Here is a 21,438-nt window from a genome sequence, read left to right as displayed (position 1 = left end):
GGTTCATTCGTACATACCTGCGGTTATCAAAATTAGCTATAACGAATTAACAGTTTGCAAAAAATAGCGAAATCTGTTTTAGAAAAATACAGAAAATATACTGAATTTCTAATACAACACGCCGTATGCAGCTTTTATCCACAATGCTTAAAAAATCTGGATTACTGCTCAATAAGCACAGAAAATAGCAGCATGATTACACAAAAACACATTATTGACGATGAAATTATCTCGCTTGACGAGATTGACGACGCTGAGACTGCTCAAGTATTTTTGCAAGAAAAACTTGAACAAGTGTCCAACGAGCTTCAAGATGATTCTCTTGAAAGTAAAGAGTTGGGAAAACTGGGAGAAACATACGCCGCTTTGCGACTCATACAAAAAGGGTGGCACGTTATTGACCAAAACTGGCATTGCCGTAATGGAGAGCTAGATTTGGTGATGATTACTCCAGAACAAAAATTGGTATTCGTGGAAGTAAAAACTCGAAGAAGCGTACGTTGTGGCACTCCACTTGAAGCAATTACTCAAGAAAAACGTAGCAAATTACGTACAACTGGTATGAAATGGCTGGAAGAATTCGGAAGCGACATACCTCATTACCGTATTCGATTTGACGCTGTATCAATTCTTATTATTAACAAATACACTTATCCAGATTCTGCATATAAATTGCAATCTTTGGAAGAAATTGAAGATAATTCATCAATCCAATTCAAGCATGTTCAAGGAGCATTCTAATGCATATTGGAAACGCAACGTCAATAGGGCTTATTGGTCTTAAAGCTTTTACTATTCAGCTGCAAGCTTTTATATCTGGAAATATGCCAAACTTTTCTATTATCGGCTTACCTGACACTTCATTAAGCGAAGCAAGAGAGCGCGTTAAATCAGCTCATTTTGCGTTGCATTGCAAATGGCCTGAAGGAAGGGTAACAGTAAACTTATCACCTGCTTCAATGCCAAAAAGCGGAGCATCATACGATTTAGCTATCGCAGCAAGCATACTAAGCGCAGAAAAGTATATTCCACTTACAGAATTAGAAAATACAATTATTTTAGGAGAACTAAATCTTGACGGGACAGTATTACCTATTCAAGGCATTCTTCCTATTGCACTTTACGCAAAAAAGATGCATTTTAAACGAATGATTATTCCACAAGAAAATCTTGCCGAAGCACAACTTGTAGATGGAATTGAATCTATTGGAATACACCATATTTTAGATTTAGTGACGCAATTGCATGGCAGTTTGAGCGAGGAATCATTAAAGCTTATTGAAGAAGACCCTGCGTATAAACATATGCAAGTTCTTGAACGAAATGGAAATTATAACAATGGAGAAGAAGATTATAATCCGTCAATTCACGAAGAAAGCACTTCCCCACTACAAATTGAACCAAAACATGAAATTGGAGATATGTCTGAAGTAATAGGGCAAGAACATACAAAATGGGCTCTACAAGTTGCTGCAGCTGGAGGACATCACGTGATGATGATTGGACCTCCAGGATCTGGAAAAACCATGCTAGCTTCACGAATACCAAGCATTATGTGTCCACTTAACGAACAAGAACAGCTTGAGGTTGCTTCAATTCGTTCACTTTGTGGCACACTTCCCTACTACGGAATTAGCAATATTCCACCATTTGAAGCACCTCACCATACTGCTTCAGCAGCTTCTCTTATTGGAGGAGGAACAGGAGTTGCAAAACCTGGGATTATTACTAGAGCACATTGCGGAGTGCTGTTTATGGATGAGGCTCCAGAGTTTTCTCCTAGAGTATTGCAAACCCTAAGAGAACCATTGGAATCAGGGCATATTGCTATTTCTCGTTCAAAAGGGACAACTCTTTATCCAGCTAAATTCCAGCTTGTTGTTGCTGCAAATCCTTGTCCTTGCGGATACGCATACGGAAATGGAGAACGATGCACTTGCAAAGAGCGCGAAAGAGCACGATATTTTTCACGCCTTTCAGGTCCAATTCTTGACCGTATCGATATTCAAATGGATGTGCCTCCAGTAGAACGAATTATTATTTCAAACCATCATCACGACAATGCACAAAACTCAGTTAAAAACACGTATCTGAATAGCAAAACAATGCGAGATAACGTAATAGAAGCTCGTAAAATTGCTCGCGACCGTTTTATAAAACAAGGCTGGGATTGCAACGCACAAGCATCTGGAACATGGCTTAGAAAATACACTTCACAGCAAGCTGTAGGACTTATCAACCGTGCATTAGAAAAGCATCAACTGAGTTTGCGCGGAGCAGATAGAGCATTGCGACTCGCGTGGACGCTTGCTGATCTTTCTGGACACACTTCACCAGACATGACAGACATTGCACAAGCTATCAGTTTAAGGACACGAATATGAATACTAAGAGCATAAACAACACGGATAACACTAAAGAAACCATTAGTACATCTAGCGATTTTTCTTCACCAGACGAAGAAACAATATCTCGTGCAATACTTACATTCTGCCTTGAAGGAGCGGATGCAATTATGTACACACTACTATTGGGATCTAAAAGCGCTAAAGAAATTGTTTCTCTATTAAAAACAATTGTGAAAAATTATACGAAACAACAATCAGCATGCTCAGCTCAACAAATGCAACTTCCAATTATTAGTGAAGTAGCAGATCAAGAAAACGATGCCAATTCTAAAACTTTTACCTCAAGAAAACGTAACAAAAATCAAGAATTAGTATCTACAATGTTAAGTTTCATAAAAAAACATAAAGAGCTTGCTCTCTTAGAAAATTATTTCAAGAAGGGCTTAACAGCGTGGGGTTATCACAACAATAATGCGCCTAAATCTTTAGAAGTGCTACACAATTCTATTTCAACATGGTGCGTTCGATTATTGCATTTGCCAACATGGAATAGTGAATCACTATGTCAATGGTTCACTTGTGGCGGAAAGCAATGGATTATTGCACCACACAGCAAATATTGGCCGAAACAATTACAAGATTTGGCTTTTCAGAGTCATTTCTCACCACCTTTATGCTTGTGGGGCGTAGGGAATCCACAAACATTAACACAATGTCATAATCCACTTGCTATTGTTGGTTCACGCTCTTGCACAGACTACGGAAGAGAACTCGCATATCAATTTGCTTATGATTGCGCTTCGAAAGGTCATACTGTTATTTCTGGTGGAGCGTACGGAATTGATGCAGCAGCACATTGGGGCGCATTAGATGCACAAGATATAGATGAAAATAAGCCTACAGGAAAAACCATTGCTGTATTTGCAGGAGGATTAAATCATATGGGCCCCAGATGCAATTATCAGCTTTTTGAACAAATTATTGCAAAAGGCGGAGTGTGTATTAGCGAACTATGCCCAGATACAACACCAGTAGGCCACAGATTTTTATTGCGAAATAGAATTATTGCAGCTCTAGCATCAAAAATTATAGTTGCTCAAGCAAGATTACAATCCGGAGCGCTAAATACTGCAACATGGGCAACGGATTTAAATCGCGAACTATACGCTATACCAGGAGATATCAATCAGCCTAATAATGCGGGATGCAACAAGCTAATACACGATTCACAAGCTATAATATTGTGTTCAACTCAAGATATAGATATTCTGTTTCCTCAATCTCATCACTACTTTGCTTATTCTCAACCTAAACCAGAAAAATTAAGTATAGACTATAAAAATTATGACAATACACAAAAACTAATTATCGACGCAATTACAACGTGCAAACGCAAACACGAACTTGCAAATGTTGACAGAATATACGAAATAATAAAAACTTCTTACAAAGAAAAACAATTAGATTACATACCATCTATTGCTGAAATTTCTGGAAAAATTGCATTGCTAGAATTGGAAGGAATTATTGTACAAAATAAAGAAAATTTAACATTATCACAGCAAAAAGTAGCGTAAAATAACGCGCTCAATACAAGATATGTGAGAAAATAAAAGTATGCAATCAAGCGAATACTACGATGTTATTATTGTTGGCGCTGGAGCTGCAGGATTATCTGCAGCACTAGGATTAATTAAATCCGAAGAATACGCATGCATGAAAAAAGAAGGAAAAACACCATCAATTTTAGTGATTTCTAAAGTGCCAGCATTGCGTTCACACACGGGTTCTGCTGAAGGAGGTATAGCAGCAAGCCTTGGGAATGTAGAGCACGACAAATGGCAATGGCATTATTATGACACAGTTCATGGCGGAGATTGGCTAAGCGATCAAGATGCAGCAAAGCTACTTGCAAAAGAAGCACCAAAAACAGTTATTCAGCTTGAACATGATGGCGTAGCATTTTCTCGAACACAAAATGGATATATTAACCAACGCCGTTTTGGTGGACATACTGCTGATTTTGGAAAGAATCCAATTGAACGTGCAGCTTTTGCTGCAGATCGTATTGGTCACCAAATTTTACATAGCTTATGGCAACAATGTGTTTCCGAGAATATTGTATTTGCTGAAGATTGTTACGTAACAGATGTTGCTATAAACGATCAAACTATGAGCGTTGAAGGAATTGTTGCATTTGATTTATCTGCAGGAGACTTGCGAGCAATAAAGTCTAGATTCCTACTTTTAGCTACAGGCGGATCGGGAAGATTATTTGCAACAACATCTAATTCGTGGGATTTAACAGGCGATGGCATGGCTTTAGCTTTAAAAGCAGGATTACAACTTGAAGACTGCGAGTTCATTCAATTCCACCCTACTGGACTAGCTCATACTGGTATTCTGCTTTCAGAAGCAGCAAGAGCTGAAGGCGGCGTGCTTAGGAACTCAAATGGCGAAGCTTTTATGAAAAAATACGATGAAGCACATGCAGATTTAGCTCCAAGAGATGTTGTTTCTCGTGCAATTGCCCAAGAAATTCGCGAAGGCAGAGGTGTAAACGATTCAACAACTACGCAACAAAGCAATTCACATAACGATTGCGTTTGGCTAGATATGACACATATCAGCCGAGAAAATATGTTAGAATACTTGCCACAAGTCACAGAAACTATTGAAAAATATGCTCATCTTGACCCAACTTGCGATTTAGTCCCAATTCGTCCTACAGCTCACTACACAATGGGCGGAATACCGATAACTTTGGATGGAAAAGTATATAGATGGCAAAATAACAACCAAACTATTGTTTATGGTTTATACGCTGCCGGAGAATGCTCATGCGTAGGAGTGCACGGAGCTAATCGATTAGGAGGAAACTCCTTGCTTGACGCATGCCTTTTTGGAAATCGCGCGGGAGCAACAATAGCAAAAGAATTGAAAAACTTAAACAAGGATGACGAAACTAACAGTAACAAAACCAACGAAACCAACGAAACCAATAAAACTTTCTCAAATAATACTGCACTACAAGTCTTATATAAACAAAGAAATAATGAACTTAATCAGCTTATGGAAACAAGTGCGAAGCAAGCTACAGATTTTACAAACAACAGCTATAACGACGAGTCTTCACAAATAGAAGAAGATAATCCTTATAAATTATTTGCAGATTTAGGAAAAATCATGGAAAACGCTGTTGCAATATCATGTGACGAACAATCAATTAAAAAAGCACTCAATGACATACAAGAATTTATAGATCCTAAAATTCAATCATTACACATCCATAGCAATAATTTAGTTTTTAACCAAGAAATTACTGCAATATGGGAAATAAAGAACATGTCACTACTTGCAAAAGCAGCATTGCAATCTTCACTTGCTAGACATGAATCTAGAGGTGCTTTCTTTAGAAGAGACTATCCAAAACATGATATTTCTTCATTGCCACAACACTCGTTCATTGACTTTGATGGAAACTTGGCAAAAAAGTCAGTGAATATTATTGATTTTAAACAAGATAGTAAAGGAGATTTTTATACTGAAAATAGCATAATTTAAAACTATTATTACTATTTTCATATATAAATATTTTGAAAATTCGTAATTTTTTCAACACGCCGAAGCGAAGAAGAAAAAAAGATGTTATAGTCTTATCTGTTGTCTAAAACACCTGTCCGGGTGGCGGAATGGTAGACGCGCTAGCTTGAGGTGCTAGTGCCTATTTGTTACAGGCGTGCGGGTTCAACTCCCGCTCCGGACACGAAAAAACCTTGCTGGAAAACCAGCAAGGTTTTATTGTTTTTTAACACAAAAATGGGCTAGCTAAGACATTCTTAGTTAGCCCTAAAGTTTAATTAAGCAGCATTTGAATGCAGGTGGAAACGAATCTCACCAGAATTTGGCGCATAAACAGATGCACCAAAAGCAATAATCGTACCAAACTTATCTTTTACAGTAGAATAAGCTGTAATTGCAGGAGTTCCAACTTCAAGGTTAAGTACTGCTGCAAGCCTGTCACATAGATTTTCTATATGCACAGACACTTCATTTTCTACAAGTTGAACAGCGTACGCTTTAAGCAAAAAATCAGATAACGACTCATCTGAAAAATCATGCGTCAAAATTTTAGGAAAACGAGAAGCAGGCAAATAGAGCACACTATAACGCGATAAAACATCGTCAACATAACGCAAGCGTTTCAAACATATCAATTCATCTACTGGATCAAGGCCTAAACGAGCAGCAGCATCTTCATCATGAATAACATCGTTTTCAATAACTTTTATTCTAATTTTTGCATCATTAGAATAAGTCTGCTCGTAAAATCCTTGCGCACGATCAGAAATTACTTCTTGACTATAACTAGGAATAATTGAAGAAGCTCGAAATGTTCCTCTACCCTGCTCACGAACAAGTAATCCTTCAGTAATAAGGTTATCGACTGCATGCCTCAAAGTAATACGGCTCACATTGTATTGTTTGCACAATTCAATTTCAGGAGGTAATTGTTCGTTCGCTTCCATAGAATCAATGCGAGCGCGTAGATTATCTCGCACAGCAATGTATTTAGGCACACCTTCGACCATTATCACTCTCCCCTAGCTAAACGCTAATATGAAAAAGCCGTTGATACTAGTTTGTGTAAAACACAGCATAGTAACAACGGCTCATGCAAAACTAATAACTCTGTTATCCTACCAGTCATACAATAAAATGTACAAATAAATAAGAAAATGAGTAAAAAAATTTTTAATTTTTATATGTATATACAATTATTTAATTGTATTTTTATTTTCTTTACTTATTTTATTTCTTCAACCTTTTCAAAATTATTAGAATCGCGTTTATTCATCAATATCGAAACAGAATAGAACAATATTAGTGCAATAAGTATTACAGAAATTAAAACAGTACGACCACCGACAATATTTGCGTGACCAAGTATTACACCAAATACACCATAATCCGCATCAGAATATGTAGAATTTGCGCTTCCCAAATCGCCAAGCACTGGCAAAAGGAACAACGGAAGGAAAGTAATAAAAAGACCATTAATAAATGATGCAGTCAAGCAACCACGTATTCCACCTTGACCATTACCGAATACTCCTGCAGCACCACCAGCCATGAAATGCGCAACAATTCCAGGAATAATAATTGTCGTTCCCAAAATCGCCATAAGCGTCATTCCAAGCAAACCGCCAAAGAAACTAGCTAAGAAACCAATAAGAACAGCATTAGGAGCAAAGCCAAAAGTCATTGGTGCATCTAAAGCAGGACGCGCATTTTTAACAAGCTTTTCCGATATTCCCTTAAAAGCTGGAACAATTTCGTCAAGAACAATCTGCACGCCTGCAAGAATAATATAAACACCTGCAGCAAAAGTTGCAGCCTTCAACATAACGAAAACAATGAAGTTTTGACCATTAGATAAATGTGTTTCGACATACGAAGATCCAGCAAAAAGTGCCACTACTATATAAATAACAGCCATAGAAAGCGTGATAAGAACTGTTGTATCACGCAAGAATCCCAATGCTGCTGGGAATTTAATATCCTCAGTTGACTTAGAAGGACGCTTTTTTGAAGCAGTAAGCTTTGCAATTAACGCACCTAAAGCAACACCAGTACCAGCAGGATGTCCTAAAGCAACATCATCTTTGCCTGAAGCTTTCTTCATAAACGGCTGCACCAGTGCTGGAGAAATTGTCGTAAACAATCCTTGAGCAATTGAACCCCATAAAAGAACTTCCCACATGCTAAATCCTGCAACATTAAATATAACTGCAAGCATACTTGCCATATAGAAAGCTACGTGACCCGTTAAATAGATAAATTTAAAACGAGAAGTAATAGAAAGAATAATATTAACAATCATTCCAAAGAAGAAAATAAGCGCAGATTCAGAGCCATACTTCAATAAAACAGTTCCAATAATTGCTTCATTATTCGGCACTACGCCTTGCACATGAAATGCGTATTGAAACATTTTGCCAAAGGGGTTCAACGCTTCAGTAATAACTCCAGAACCAGCTGCTAAAACAAGAAAACCAACAAGAGTACGGATTGATCCTTGCAAAATATCCGAGAATTTCTTTCTTTGCACTGCAAGCCCAATAAAAGAAATAAGCGCAACTATAACAGATGGCTGTCTGAAAATATCGAGCAGTACTGACAGAATTCCGTCCACGTAACTCTCCTTACCATATTAATCGATATAGTTTGAGCGGCTTACGCAATTATTGGCGGCAAAAATATCTTACAAACTTCGCAAACGATACCGTAGGTGAAACTATTCGAAATACACGATTAGTTTCGTAGCACAGTAAAACTACACATACAAAATTCACGGTTCCGCAATGAAGCAAAGTAGTAAGAGCTACTACGAGCAGTAGTTTTTATACCCAGCCAACAACTACTGTTACAGCTCATACTGTTGTTTCATGTCAAATTCATTATATCGTTTAAACATTATAAACAATTAAAATAACACTATTTATAACTAAAATATTTATTAAATATCAATAAAATTCGAAATTTTTACCTGTTTTTAGAAAATTCGACACACCAATATACAGAAAAAAGCACTCCATTTTCACGAAGTGCTTTATAAAATCAGTAATTATTACAGTTTTTAATGAAAATAAACATATGTTTTACTGTATAAACATATGTTTATATTTCGGTCAATAATTCTCATCAAAAACTGTCACTCCCACTTTTTCAAATATACAATACATATAAAACTGCTGAGTAAAATATTTTTAATTTTTAGCACAGTTCATACCACATAATTGTTTTTATCGTTTTTGAGTGCAAAACTATTAAATTTTTCGATTTATTTCGTAAATGTGAATTGTCTTACATATGTCTAATTAGAGTATGACTTTTATTTTTACTCAATTAGAAGTTTTTATCCATTCTATAGCTAGTTGCACGCGATCACGCATCCCCAGTTTTGCAAGAATACGAGAGACAGCTTTTTTGGCTGAATCAGGTTCAATAAAAAGCTTCTCAGCAATTTCTGCATTATTGAGACCACATGACACAAGGCTTACTATTTCAATTTCATGTTCTGTTAGAGCATCAAATTTAGCTCTAGCTATTTGCACATCTTGACTTGCACTGATTTGAGAAACATGACGAGCTAATATCTTTCCTGTTATTCTTGGAGTTAGCACAGCATCTCCTGCATTAATAGCTTCAATAGCAGATATAAGTTGCGGTCCGCGCACATCCTTTAGTAGGAAACCGGAAGCTCCAGAACTTAGCATTTTAAATGCATAGTCGTCATAATCATAAGTAGTAAGTGCAAGAATCTTAATATTTCTGTATTTAGTTTTAATATGTTTTGTCGCAATGATCCCATTCATAACAGGCATCCTAATATCCATAATTATTATTTCCGGCAACTGCTCACCCGATGCAGATAACCTTTCAAGCATATCTAATGCAACTAGCCCGTTTTCACAAGATCCTATGACAGTACATGTAGCAGATTTGTTAATTATCATTGAAAATCCATAACGGATAGCTTTCTGATCATCGACAATAATAACTCGGATTTTTTTGCGATCAATCATAGATATTTTCCTTTGGTATAATTGCATGCACTCTCCAGCCACCTCTAGCATAGACCCCTGCAGTAATAGAGCCTCCAATACTGACTAAATCAGCAGCGATATGAGCAAGACCATAACCAGTAGACGGAGTCTGTTCATGAATACCCATCTGTTTGCCATTATCAATTACAACAACTTCGAGTTCTCCTTTCAACGTTATGGTGATTTGAACACTAATTTCTGTAGCATGTGTAGCATGTTTCAAAGTATTCGTTATAGATTCGCGAATAATCCTGTATGCCCATTGAATTTGAACCCCCACTTCTGGAACTACTGGTGTTATTTCTAGCTGTGCACGTATTCCAAGTTTATTGATTCCTGCAACCAGTTCTTCAATATCGGTAATAGAATGTTCCTTATTACTATCTTGTTCTCCACCAGATATCGAGTTAACTAGAGTTCTCGTTTGCCGTAAGCCACTTCTAGCATATTCGTTGATAAGTTTCACTATTTCATGCTGTTTCACATCTAAATCATCATCTACTTGCAGACCCTCAGTTAGGCTAATAATTGCGGTAAGACAATGTCCAACAGAATCGTGTAGCACAGTTGCCATTCTCGTAGCTTTCTCATTAACTCGTGCTTGGGATTCACTCTCATGTAGTTCAGATAATATGGCTTGTTCTTGTTGTTTCTCTCTGACCTGATTTGCTCTCATTCGTATTAGAGCAGCAGTTAGAGATGTAAATACAAAAACAGAAATGGCAGGAATAATTAATTTCCTGCCGAAGACTACATATCCATAAAGAGTTGATAAGACAACTCCAGCACCTAAGGCTAATATACCTATTAACATTTTTCGCATATCAAGCAAACATATACCTGAAGAAGCCAGAATATACATGGTAAGCAATCCAATATTTACATCTCCACAATAGGCAGATATACTAGCGGCCATAAGAGATAAAGCAACAGAAATATGCCAATATCGGCGCCTACCAAATACTGCAATAGAAGTTAGCACAACCGTCATCCACACTATAATCGGATCAGCATCACTACGTAATCCAATTATTATTTGATAGATAGTCGAAAGTATTCCAATAATCCATACCGGCTCAGAGTTATTTATCCAAGCTGCATATATTTGGTCAAAGAACCCAAGCCGGTAACTACTTGAGGATATTCGTCTAGCGTTATAATCGTGATGAAATAAAGCTTTCTCACGCATATAAGTGCTCATAGCCTTGCTCGTTTGAATTGAACCTTTATGAATATCATTCCCAAAATTATCCACATTAGATTCATCATAACAGAGATAACAATCGAACCTACCGCATAAAAATCACCTATACAACGTACAGCACTTGCATACGCAAGAAGAGCCGGTGGATAAACAACAGATAATGCGGGTGCAACAATAGCCATTCCAAATCCTATGAGTGATGAAACCAACACAACTGTAACAATTGAAGAAAATCCTGAAAGGCGAACCCCAATACCCACTACAATCAGTTGCCAAGCTGTCATCGCTAATGCAATCGCAAATAAACGAGGAACTAGAGAAAATACATCAGAAATATGAAAATGAAGAAATATGCCAGCAACAAGTTGTAAAGTGCCAAACAGCAATACAGAAAACATAGAAATAACAAAGGAATGAAGCGTCAATGTTGTAATATACTTATTAACAACTCCAATAGCCTTTAAACGAGCAATATTACGACCATTATGCTCATTAGACATTTTCTGCGCTTGCAGTGCACCAAGCAATATAGGAAAGAATAATGTCGTTGGCAACAACGCAGACTGACCCCATACTGCTAAATAGGTAACTCCTTGAGCCTTGAACTCTGCTTCATATGACTCATATTGACTAATTCCCATAAGCAATCCAAGAAAAGACGTACACAATAAAGCAATCCAATACCAAGTAATGTTATTTTTCCTACATTCCCAAGCAAATGTTTTTTTTATCATTGTTCCACCTTTCTAATTTTAATCAAAAACATGCACACACTAGACCAGAAAATCCCAACAATCACTGCTACTACGCCAAACAGTAGTGCTTCGGAGCTAATAGTAACCACGCCACCAGTTGAACCAAGTACCGGATTCGCAGCACTAACAATACCCCAAGGCAAAATCCAAGATAAATAATTTAAACCAGCAAATGGAAGTGCAGATGTACCTATAGCAGCAACCACAGCCATTCCAAGAGTCACACCTTGTTGTGAAAATTGTGTAGCAGCCCATGTATGTATAGCACTTACAGCAATCGCATCTCCTACCAGTGCAAGTAAAGCAGATAATGATATTATTGTAATGTTGTTTGGTCTATTAAATCCATATATTAACGATGATACGAGTGCTAATGCCAAAATGAAAACAGCAACTAGCGTAGTAATCATTATAGTTACAACAAGATTTGCACCAAACTGGCGACTAGCAGAAATTCCCATAGAACGCAGTTTAGTATCCATACCACCATCACGCGATGTGGTTACCACCCTAGAGGCGACAATTGCAGCAATAATCGGTAACACGTAGATAGCTAACATCATCACCTCATTCAATGCTAGCAAATAAAGGTGAATCTCTTTGGGGCCACGAGCACGTTTAGCAAGCGCTGCACCCAACCATAAGCCAACAACAGCAATGAATAATAATGTAATCAGCAAAATCTGTCGATGACGCAAACTTTTTAGCGTTAAAATAAACTGCTTCATTTTGCGACCACCTTTGATGTGTAAATTGGATCTGTTAGTTCTAAGAATGCTTCTTCCAAAGATTGACGAACCATTTGTACCCTATATACTTTCACATTTTGATTCACAAGATGTGCAACCAAATTTGCTACTACTTCATTAGATATAATTGGCAATATTAGGGATCTACTAGCCTCTTCCACTTTATAATCAATACCACAATTAGATAATAGAACTACTGCAGATTGCATATCAGAAACTTGTAGTTGCAAGTACCCTGCAGAACAAATATCCTGCATACGCCCCTCAAAGCGTAAAGTTCCTGCTGAGATAATCCCCACATAATCAGCCATCTGTTCAATTTCAGAAAGTATATGAGATGAAATCATCACCGTCGTACCACGGTTATGCGCCCAATTAACAATTAGCTGACGCATTTCTACTACACCAGCAGGATCTAAACCATTTGTTGGCTCATCTAAAATCAACACAGGTGGATTCGCTGCCAAAGCTAGCGCTATACCTAGACGCTGCTTCATTCCTAAAGAAAACGCTTTCACTGGTTTTTTACCAGTTATACCTGAAAGCCCAACCATGTCGAGTGCTTCTCGACCTTGAGCACGAACAATGCCAAGATAATCGCAAACCAAATCAACGTTCTCTAAGGCACTTAAATTAGGATAAAATGCCGGACCTTCTATCAACGATCCTACCAATAACCCCGGCAACACTTTCTTAGAGCTACCATTACTTGCAGAATTCCGAAACTCTACAATCTGACCACTTGAAGGTTTAACAAGACCAAGCAACATCTTCATAGTTGTTGATTTGCCAGCACCATTTGGTCCAAGAAAACCATAGATGCTTCCACGTGGAACATGAATAGACAAATCCCGCACTACAGCCTGATCACCATAGACTTTTGATAGTCTACAAGTTTCAATTGCGTACTTAGACATTAATATCTCCATTCATTTGTGATTTGTAATAATTTCGATACATTTCGCTACTATTCAATAGCTGCGAATGTGTACCAATTTCTGGTGATGCAATATCACTGAAAAATATAACTTTGTCTTGCGGTTTCAACATTCGCAAGTTGTGCGTAACTAACATAATTGATAATTGTTTGTTGTTTTTAAGATTCGAATGAATAGTTTTTATAAGTTCTTGATTTAACCCAATATAAGGCTCATCCAAAAAAACCCATCCGTTTTGAGCCGAAACAAGAGCGCGAGCAATAGCTAATCTCTTTTTTTCTCCACTTGACAAATTAGAAGCATTTTCCAACAATAAGGAATCCAATTTTAAAGGAAATTCTTTTATACGTTGATCTAAAGAAACTATTTCCAGTGCCGACCAAAGTAAGTTAGCATCTTTTTTATCATATTCACCCACAAGAAATTCTCGGATGGTGGATCCGCCTAAAGGTGTATCAGCTAACGAAACTCCAACTTTATCGTTAAAACTACTCGGCTGATACAACAGACCTTGATGAGGTATTAAACCAAGCAGAGTCTTAATAAAGGTTGTTTTTCCAATACCAGATCTGCCTATTAGAAATACCTTCTCTCCAGGAGTGAAATGAATAGTCCCATAATCTAAATGTTTATTTCCTGGTAAAGTTACACTCAAATTTGTAGCAACTAATTCAGAGCTAGAAGAATCTTCGACAAATAATTGTTTAGGTTGCGTAGCAGTAAGGTCATTATTCCTATCTAGATTTTGTCGTACAGTTACATATCCAGTAAACGAGTTAAGCACATCTTTTAATCCTGATACAGATAGTGCTGCACATGATTGTATCATTAGCATTTCACCCAGGTTAACACTGCCCATTTTGAAACAAAATGCTAGATAAACGGCCAGAAAAATATTTGAAGCATATGTGAAAAAAGAAGAGAACGACTGAGCTAACGTAACTAGTTTTGTTAGCGATAGATAACTAGACGTTAGTGAATCATTTAATTGAATCCATTTATCTGCAATATAATTGGTTTTACGAGTAGAAATAAGAACAGCAATATCTTCAATATCATGTTGAATTCTAGTTGATAAGTTTTGCTGAGATTGAATAAAATCAAACGTCAATTCTTTTTGTCTATTAACAATGAAATAGTTAATGGTTGCAAAAAAAGCTAACCCTAAAAGTAGAACGACTGAAATAATAGGGGTAAAATAGGCTATGAATCCAAGAAGGACAGTAGAAGATATAGCTGAAAACAGTTGAGGAATGATTGCCTTTTGTAGCGTATCACGCACCGTAGTGCGTAAAGCTAACTTCTCGATTAAAGCACCTATGCTGGAACGTTCGAAATAAGATAATGGCTGTTGTGTCATTGATTTGATTAGACGATTTGAATAAGCCCTATCAAAATCTCTAGCCCCTTTTTCTAATGCTTTTACCTGCACAAAATAATTCAATACAGTAATTAGCCCTATACACCCTACTGCTATAAACAAATAGTTAAAACTATTGTTTTTCTCAACTATACAACGCAATAACGCAGCGTATAATAATGAAACACCTTGAATACAAATAAAAGAAAGCAGCATCCACAAAAAACCAGTTTTTGAAAATAAAGAAAAAACATTAGTTTTTTTCACAGGATCTTTTTTATCGATTTTCACTTTTGATGAAGAATCTTTAGAAATCGACAACACTGTTCCTGAAAAAATTCTACTAAGTTCATCAATACGAATACGTCTTATACCGTATGCTGGATCGTTTATAACTAAAAACTCTTTTTTTACTTTTGATAGCACAACATAATGATTGTTGATCAAATGTAAAATCAAGATTGAATCACTTTGCTTGGCATATTCCAACAACTCTAAAGAATTAATACGATATGCTTTTAACAGTAGACCATATTTTTCACATAAAGATCGCAAACTAGATGCTCGTAATCCATCAGACTCAAATAGGTAGTGTTCAGGATTAATCGAATATGGATCTCTGCTAATCCCATAAACAGACAAAACCATGGCAAAACATGCGAGTAAACAATCTTTTTCTGACTGTTGTTTAATCATTTTCATTTGCATCACTCCTTACTGGAATAAGAGGAAACAAAGTTGCTTTGTCATTAGAGAGTTCATCGAGGAACAATTTAATCCCTGCTAGTCCTGTCATAAGTCCTAAAGATTGAAAACGATTATTACCGAACCCACATCCAAAATCAACAATATAACGTAGGAATAGTTTAATCTGACGACTCAATTCAACACTTTGATTTACAGATAAAAGACCTTGCTTATCAAGAAATATTAGCAACTTAAGGTTACCTGAAATGCCATGGCACATAGAAAAACTTGTTAATGAATAAAAGCTAGAAAGAATATGTTGAATCCCTAAATGAATTTCTTCACGAGCTTTTTGACGTTCAAAATAATCTAGAAATCCTACTGTTTTATCCAATTCCAATAATAAATATCGGCTAAGAACCATACCAGTTGTTCCATTACACCAGTTAGCAGTTGGAATTGATGGAATATGACGCGTATCCACCCATAAACCACTTGCATTTATAAATGAATCATCTGTCTTTATAGCTTTTAATCCAAGATCGACGTATTCTTCGTTATGGAGAACTATTCCAGCCTTAAGAAGCGACAATCCTATGCCAGCATTACCATGCGCAAAGCTGGCATTAGCTTTTCTTACTTCATTTCCGATAGGCCATCGCAAAATCCCTTCTTCACAGATCATTTTTTTCTTTAAACTGTATGCAGCTTCTTGAATAAGAACATGCGTATAATCAGTGTGCATATCAGCCAAAGAAAAAATAAAACCCGCGTTCCCTCCAAGAACATCATGAACACTATCTTTTCGAACACAATTCAAGATTTCATTAATATTGCACGATAAAAATCGATTACGATCTTCACCAACAATCAAACGAGACATATAACTCAAATAAACTGAACTAGATGTAAATTGACCATTCTTATCATCGGGAAGACTATTTTTAAGAACAGTCTCAATACCGTCTCTTCCAGAATATAAATTACTGGAAACAACATCAATAACTAGATTGTCCCGATCATCAACATTGGCTCCAAACCAATATCTATTCTTCGAATTATGTTTATCAATTACAGCATACTTTGTAAAGAATTCTTCAATACTAAAAGATAAATCGGAAGCTATCTGTGTTTGTGACTTTAGCGCAATTAAACTATTTTTTTTGCAAGTCTCACAATAGGTTATCCATTGCGTGTTTTGCACTGTAGCTACACCTTTAAGAGAAAACTCAATCACATCAACTTGAAATTTAAGATCTTTTGTATTCAGCCTTTCAAGTTGTTGTTTCATTAAAGTCATAGGAGTCAAAGAAAGCTCACATAGTAGCTGTTTATTCCCACCATAAAGATCTTTTGAATTTGCTCTACAGTAAAAAGACGGAATAAGTCCAACTTCTAGAACCGAACGCTCGTAGTCAACTAAATTTGAAGATAAAATACCATACTTCTTTTCGCAAAAAATCTTCCAAATATATTCCTTACGTTCTTGAAAACGATATGATTTCAACGCCTCTATAACAGCAGCATATTCTCGGGTATTACGTAATAAAATTCTACTTTCTATAGATGTAGCAACACTTTCTAACTTAGCAATCAACTCCTTACGCACTTTAAGAATAGCTGTATACGTATAATGAAAACCATCTAATATATCATCGTAATAATCTTCCCATGCCAAATTTTCTTCACCATCATATTTACTTAAGAAGGGAGAGGCAGTGTTAGTAGAGACTATTCTATCTTTTCTCTCAAACCTCATATCTAAAGTTCCTATATCAACCAGTTCCTTAACAGATCTAAGTATTCTCTTTGAAGATATAGCACCAACATCATCACGCTCAGATTGATTTGCAGCTAGTGGAAGCATTCCTGTCATAAGAACACTGTTATTTATCCGCTTCAATAGTTTATAATTAAAACTAACATCATTCTTGCGATAACTTTCATTTATATTTAACGCACCTAGTGTCTCATAATCAATAATTACAGGATATTCTCCATGAGCAATAATATTTTCATAATGCAAATCGCTCATACGCAACGCATAAGCCAAACACATAATTTGTCCAAATCTCCGGTAGTATCTTGAAGCCTGTTCTTTTGATGATAATGGTTTGCGATCAATAGATTCATACCAAGAATGATCCCCCAAATTTAAACTTTTTGGCCAAACCAAATCCAATATTTTCTCATCTTCAGATATTAAGCTCCATAGAACTTCCAATACTTGTAAATTACCATTTGAGCCACGCTTCAAATACAACTTAAAGTCTTTTGATTCTACTAGGAAAGAAGGAGGTGTTTCATGTAAATCACCGCAAACTTTAGTTAATATTTTATTATTCTTATTGAAAGAATAATTGAAAACCTTGTTTATCTGATGAACATCACTATGCAAACAACCTGTAACCCATTTTTTATATTCTTTCTTTTTTAATTCTAGTTTTGCTACATTTTCTAGCCTATGCCTTGCTAAATGCATGAATTCTGAAAAGAAAGTATCATCATGCTCTAAACGACTGATGAAATCAGCAAAAGACGGTTTCCCATTCTTGGCTTTATAGTTCGCTAGGAACAGTACTATCGTTGGCCCAAGCACATGCTCCAGCTCCAGATTAGAAGTATCTATAAGACGAATATCAGCACTTCTAACTTTTTCGAATACACCATTAAACTGATATAGCTCATTGGTTTCATCAGTAACCATTTTAGGTGAAATCCTTCCTAACTTCTTTATGGTCTTAACAGCAGGTTAACAAGAATTGCCAAGTGTTCATATGGCATTCATGAGTCAATGTATGCATGACTCCATCTCCAGCACCGAGAATTTCATCTAATTCAGCATCTGTAATCTCAACAAGTACATCTTTCATGTTCGTCTCCTTTGAGGTATCCAAATAAAATAATGTAGTTAATAGAGATTAGGAAGAACTTCACCTATTCCTAGTTACTTAGGACAATTTAATAATCACAAATATAAAAGTGCCTATCCATCAACATGCATATTTTGTCCACTATAGGGTACATGTAGTTCTATGCATAAGATATATATCTTCATGTTAGTTTTTGATACATGCAACTCACCTAAGCTATTGAATACACAGCATCATAAACATTCCTCATACTAAAATGATAGCTTTTAAAACATATCTACAAATAACTTCACCACTCAACAACGTTAGGGATCCTCTTCAAACAATACAGGAATAGCTAAGTTTGTCATAGCCTATGTCTTTGCAAAATAAAAACCTCTAGAGTAAAACACCAACTATTAATGAGCCGTGCACACAACTCGGATTATAGGCGAAAAAAAAATTCGATGAGGACCAGACAAAAGACAACTTTTATTGAAAACTCCCATTTATAAGAGTATAAAAAAACTTTTCATATTACTTTTGCAAAACAGCAAACAAAGAATCATAATATTTAAACAACAAATATAAACAATAATTCAATCTATAGATTATAGATAAATATCTATTAATTGATACGTATTATCCAAGATCTTTACCAATACAAAACTAATTATAATCATGATACATCAAATAAGAAATGAAAAAGTTACGATACAAAATCATTAACAGATATACTTTCTGCAACTCACTCTGATACTACATGTGCCCCTTTTCTAAACATTTATAGGAAAGGGGCACACATATCCACGTCATTTTAAAAACACTCTGGTAATAGTAAACGCGACTCATAAAATAAAACTTCTAAAATTAAGCATGCTACTTTTGAAAGTCATTGACGATCTATTTCAGTTATAAACAAATTAATTTATATAATCTTAATTTAAGAAGACTTAAATAATCGTTACAGATTACATATTTACTTTGACGGTCACTCCCACTCAATCGTGGCAGGCGGCTTAGAAGTTACATCAAGCACTACACGATTAATTTGACGACATTCATTCGTGATTCGAGTAGAAATATTTGCCAATACATCGTAAGGCACACGAGACCAATCAGCTGTCATGGCATCCTCAGAGCTCACAGGACGCAAAACAATTGGAGAACCATATGTGCGCTCATCACCCTGAACACCAACAGAATGAACATCAGCAAGCAAAACAACTGGGCATTGCCAAATATCGCGATCCAATCCAGCTTTAGAGAGCTCTTCGCGCGCAATAGCATCTGCTTCACGAAGAACAGCTAAGCGTTCGCGTGTAATCTCACCCACAATACGAATACCTAAACCAGGACCCGGGAATGGCTGACGCCAAACAATTTCATCTGGAAGTCCAAGCTCAGTTCCAATAGCACGAACTTCATCCTTAAACAAAGTACGCAAAGGTTCAATAAGCTTAAACTTCAAATCTTTTGGCAAACCTCCAACATTGTGATGAGATTTGATATTTGCAGCACCATCACCACCACCGGACTCAACTACATCCGGGTAAAGTGTGCCTTGCACAAGGAACTTAACTTCAGCTCCAGTTTTACCAGCTTCTTCAATAACTTGACGCTGAGCTTTTTCAAAAGTGCGTATAAACTTTTCGCCAATAATCTTGCGCTTGCGCTCCGGCTCACTCACGCCTTTAAGTGCGTTCAAAAAGTCATCTTCTGCATCAACTGCAATAAGTTTAATGCCTGTTGCTTCAACAAAATCATGCTTAACCTGCTCAACTTCGCCTTTACGAAGCAAACCGTGGTCAACAAAAACGCAAGTAAGCTGATTGCCAATTGCTTTATGCACCAATGCTGCAGCAACAGCAGAATCTACGCCACCAGAAAGACCACAAATAACTTGTGCATTCCCAACTTCTGCGCGAATCTTAGCAACTTGATCCTCAATAATGTTAGAAGGATTCCAATTATTATTCAGTCCTGCACACTTATGTAAGAATGTAGATATAAGTTCCTGACCCAATGGAGTGTGTTTAACTTCTGGATGCCATTGCACACCGTAAAGTTTGCGACTTTCGTCTTGCATTGCTGCAACTGGAGCACCTTCTGTGTGAGCCAAGACCGTAAAACCTTCTGGAGCACGCTTAACAGCAACACCGTGACTCATCCAAGTATTCTGCGCAGATGGAGATCCGGAAAGTAAACCTTCAGAATCATCAATAGTTGCAGCAGTCTTGCCATACTCACCAAGTGCAGCTTTATCGACATCGCCACCAAGCTCATGAGCCATTACCTGGAAGCCATAGCAAATACCAAGAACCGGTACACCTGCTTCAAAAATCTTTGGATCAATGTCAGGAGCACCTGGTTCATAAACAGAAGCAGGACCACCTGAAAGAATAATAGCTTGAGGATCCTTAGCAAGCATTTCGTCAACTGGCATAGAGTGAGGAACAAGTTCTGAATACACATTTGCTTCGCGCACTCGACGAGCAATAAGCTGAGCGTATTGAGCGCCAAAATCAACGACAAGCACTGGTCCTTTTGCCATGATTCTCCTTATATATAAGTTCTAATACGATTCAACTTATAATAGTGAAACTTTGCGACGTTACGTAATTACAAAACGCCGAAAATTAAACACAAAAGTTACACGTACAGTCTAACACTGCAAAATAACGTTGACAGATTTTTGTGCGAAACGCTTAACTATAAAGTATAAAATGAACATTAAATATAACATAATCTATACAAATGGCTCATTTTTTACGCACATAATCACACATTTTTTCAACACAAATGCACGAAGAAGTAACCAAACGAACAAAAGTCAGACGCTGGCACTATACTGAAACGGATGGAAAAAGAGCTGTAATACATTTGTTTTCCAGTCTCTATAACCAAATGGTAATGATCAAATTGCACTGAAAAG

General features: G+C 36.6%; 15 protein-coding genes and 1 tRNA gene. 5 read left to right on the top strand and 11 right to left on the bottom strand.

Features of this window, described 5'->3' with window-relative positions:
- Window positions 1-192 precede the first annotated feature (192 nt).
- The 5 genes from D0T18_RS05030 to D0T18_RS05010 all read left to right on the top strand — a co-directional run bounded on the left by D0T18_RS05030 (window position 193) and on the right by D0T18_RS05010 (window position 6,114).
- Entirely contained in the window at window positions 193-741 is a 549-nt protein-coding gene (locus D0T18_RS05030) for a YraN family protein (protein ID WP_102703032.1), read from the top strand.
- Window positions 741-2,384 carry a YifB family Mg chelatase-like AAA ATPase gene (locus tag D0T18_RS05025; RefSeq protein WP_004111366.1) on the top strand — a complete coding sequence of 548 codons (1,644 nt, stop codon included), beginning with the start codon at window positions 741-743 and terminating at the stop codon, window positions 2,382-2,384. Before D0T18_RS05030 ends, D0T18_RS05025 begins: the two co-directional genes overlap by 1 nt.
- The gene (gene dprA / locus D0T18_RS05020; protein WP_004111365.1) at window positions 2,381-3,925 is read left to right on the top strand and encodes a DNA-processing protein DprA; all 1,545 of its coding nucleotides are present in this window, start codon (window positions 2,381-2,383) and stop codon (window positions 3,923-3,925) included. Before D0T18_RS05025 ends, dprA begins: the two co-directional genes overlap by 4 nt.
- A 40-nt stretch (window positions 3,926-3,965) precedes the next feature.
- A complete protein-coding gene (locus D0T18_RS05015) occupies window positions 3,966-5,912 on the top strand; it encodes an FAD-binding protein (protein ID WP_116440597.1) in 1,947 nt (648 codons plus the stop codon).
- 114 nt (window positions 5,913-6,026) lie between these two features.
- A tRNA-Leu gene (locus D0T18_RS05010) sits at window positions 6,027-6,114 on the top strand.
- 94 nt (window positions 6,115-6,208) lie between these two features.
- Here the strand turns inward: D0T18_RS05010 and D0T18_RS05005 are convergent.
- The 11 genes from D0T18_RS05005 to guaA form a co-directional block, all read right to left on the bottom strand.
- Entirely contained in the window at window positions 6,209-6,940 is a 732-nt protein-coding gene (locus D0T18_RS05005) for a GntR family transcriptional regulator (protein WP_012914074.1), read from the bottom strand.
- A gap of 215 nt (window positions 6,941-7,155) precedes the next feature.
- Window positions 7,156-8,544: a PTS ascorbate transporter subunit IIC gene (locus D0T18_RS05000; protein ID WP_116440596.1), complete on the bottom strand. Its 1,389-nt coding sequence runs from the start codon at window positions 8,542-8,544 to the stop codon at window positions 7,156-7,158.
- Window positions 8,545-9,253: 709 nt separating this feature from the next.
- Window positions 9,254-9,937, bottom strand: coding sequence for a response regulator (locus D0T18_RS04995; protein ID WP_004111361.1), 684 nt, complete (start codon window positions 9,935-9,937; stop codon window positions 9,254-9,256).
- A complete protein-coding gene (locus D0T18_RS04990; RefSeq protein WP_004111360.1) occupies window positions 9,930-11,159 on the bottom strand; it encodes a sensor histidine kinase in 1,230 nt (409 codons plus the stop codon). Before D0T18_RS04990 ends, D0T18_RS04995 begins: the two co-directional genes overlap by 8 nt.
- Window positions 11,156-11,896, bottom strand: a complete 741-nt coding sequence (locus D0T18_RS04985; protein WP_004111359.1) for a hypothetical protein — start codon at window positions 11,894-11,896, stop codon at window positions 11,156-11,158. The genes D0T18_RS04990 and D0T18_RS04985 overlap by 4 nt, the downstream gene beginning before the upstream one ends.
- Complete coding sequence (locus D0T18_RS04980; protein ID WP_004111358.1) at window positions 11,893-12,645, bottom strand: ABC transporter permease; 753 nt, start codon at window positions 12,643-12,645, stop codon at window positions 11,893-11,895. Before D0T18_RS04980 ends, D0T18_RS04985 begins: the two co-directional genes overlap by 4 nt.
- Window positions 12,642-13,583, bottom strand: a complete 942-nt coding sequence (locus D0T18_RS04975; RefSeq protein WP_004111357.1) for an ABC transporter ATP-binding protein — start codon at window positions 13,581-13,583, stop codon at window positions 12,642-12,644. Before D0T18_RS04975 ends, D0T18_RS04980 begins: the two co-directional genes overlap by 4 nt.
- Window positions 13,576-15,666 (bottom strand): cysteine peptidase family C39 domain-containing protein, encoded by a 2,091-nt coding sequence (locus D0T18_RS04970; RefSeq protein WP_004111355.1) that lies wholly within the window; start codon window positions 15,664-15,666, stop codon window positions 13,576-13,578. Before D0T18_RS04970 ends, D0T18_RS04975 begins: the two co-directional genes overlap by 8 nt.
- Entirely contained in the window at window positions 15,653-18,358 is a 2,706-nt protein-coding gene (locus tag D0T18_RS04965; protein WP_116440595.1) for a DUF4135 domain-containing protein, read from the bottom strand. Before D0T18_RS04965 ends, D0T18_RS04970 begins: the two co-directional genes overlap by 14 nt.
- A gap of 34 nt (window positions 18,359-18,392) precedes the next feature.
- Complete coding sequence (locus tag D0T18_RS04960; protein WP_004111352.1) at window positions 18,393-18,524, bottom strand: lacticin 481 family lantibiotic; 132 nt, start codon at window positions 18,522-18,524, stop codon at window positions 18,393-18,395.
- Between the two features lie 970 nt (window positions 18,525-19,494).
- Window positions 19,495-21,057, bottom strand: a complete 1,563-nt coding sequence (gene guaA / locus D0T18_RS04955) for a glutamine-hydrolyzing GMP synthase (RefSeq protein WP_004111344.1) — start codon at window positions 21,055-21,057, stop codon at window positions 19,495-19,497.
- Window positions 21,058-21,438 lie beyond the last annotated feature (381 nt).

The sequence above is a fragment of the Gardnerella swidsinskii genome, assembly GCF_003397705.1.
GTDB classification, from domain to species: Bacteria; Actinomycetota; Actinomycetes; order Actinomycetales; family Bifidobacteriaceae; genus Bifidobacterium; species Bifidobacterium swidsinskii.
The sequence above is the reverse complement of the archived record's forward strand: the minus strand, read 5'-3'. Positions and strand labels throughout refer to the sequence as shown.

What these genes read in the sequence shown, in the direction of transcription:
- D0T18_RS05030 (WP_102703032.1), top strand. Translation starts at nt 193, where the DNA reads ATGATTACACAAAAACACATTATTGACGATGAAATTATCTCGCTTGAC.
- D0T18_RS05025 (WP_004111366.1), top strand. Translation starts at nt 741, where the DNA reads ATGCATATTGGAAACGCAACGTCAATAGGGCTTATTGGTCTTAAAGCT.
- dprA (WP_004111365.1), top strand. Translation starts at nt 2,381, where the DNA reads ATGAATACTAAGAGCATAAACAACACGGATAACACTAAAGAAACCATT.
- D0T18_RS05015 (WP_116440597.1), top strand. Translation starts at nt 3,966, where the DNA reads ATGCAATCAAGCGAATACTACGATGTTATTATTGTTGGCGCTGGAGCT.
- D0T18_RS05005 (WP_012914074.1), bottom strand. Translation starts at nt 6,940, where the DNA reads ATGGTCGAAGGTGTGCCTAAATACATTGCTGTGCGAGATAATCTACGC.
- D0T18_RS04995 (WP_004111361.1), bottom strand. Translation starts at nt 9,937, where the DNA reads ATGATTGATCGCAAAAAAATCCGAGTTATTATTGTCGATGATCAGAAA.
- D0T18_RS04990 (WP_004111360.1), bottom strand. Translation starts at nt 11,159, where the DNA reads ATGAGCACTTATATGCGTGAGAAAGCTTTATTTCATCACGATTATAAC.
- D0T18_RS04985 (WP_004111359.1), bottom strand. Translation starts at nt 11,896, where the DNA reads ATGATAAAAAAAACATTTGCTTGGGAATGTAGGAAAAATAACATTACT.
- D0T18_RS04980 (WP_004111358.1), bottom strand. Translation starts at nt 12,645, where the DNA reads ATGAAGCAGTTTATTTTAACGCTAAAAAGTTTGCGTCATCGACAGATT.
- D0T18_RS04975 (WP_004111357.1), bottom strand. Translation starts at nt 13,583, where the DNA reads ATGTCTAAGTACGCAATTGAAACTTGTAGACTATCAAAAGTCTATGGT.
- D0T18_RS04970 (WP_004111355.1), bottom strand. Translation starts at nt 15,666, where the DNA reads ATGAAAATGATTAAACAACAGTCAGAAAAAGATTGTTTACTCGCATGT.
- D0T18_RS04965 (WP_116440595.1), bottom strand. Translation starts at nt 18,358, where the DNA reads ATGGTTACTGATGAAACCAATGAGCTATATCAGTTTAATGGTGTATTC.
- D0T18_RS04960 (WP_004111352.1), bottom strand. Translation starts at nt 18,524, where the DNA reads ATGAAAGATGTACTTGTTGAGATTACAGATGCTGAATTAGATGAAATT.
- guaA (WP_004111344.1), bottom strand. Translation starts at nt 21,057, where the DNA reads ATGGCAAAAGGACCAGTGCTTGTCGTTGATTTTGGCGCTCAATACGCT.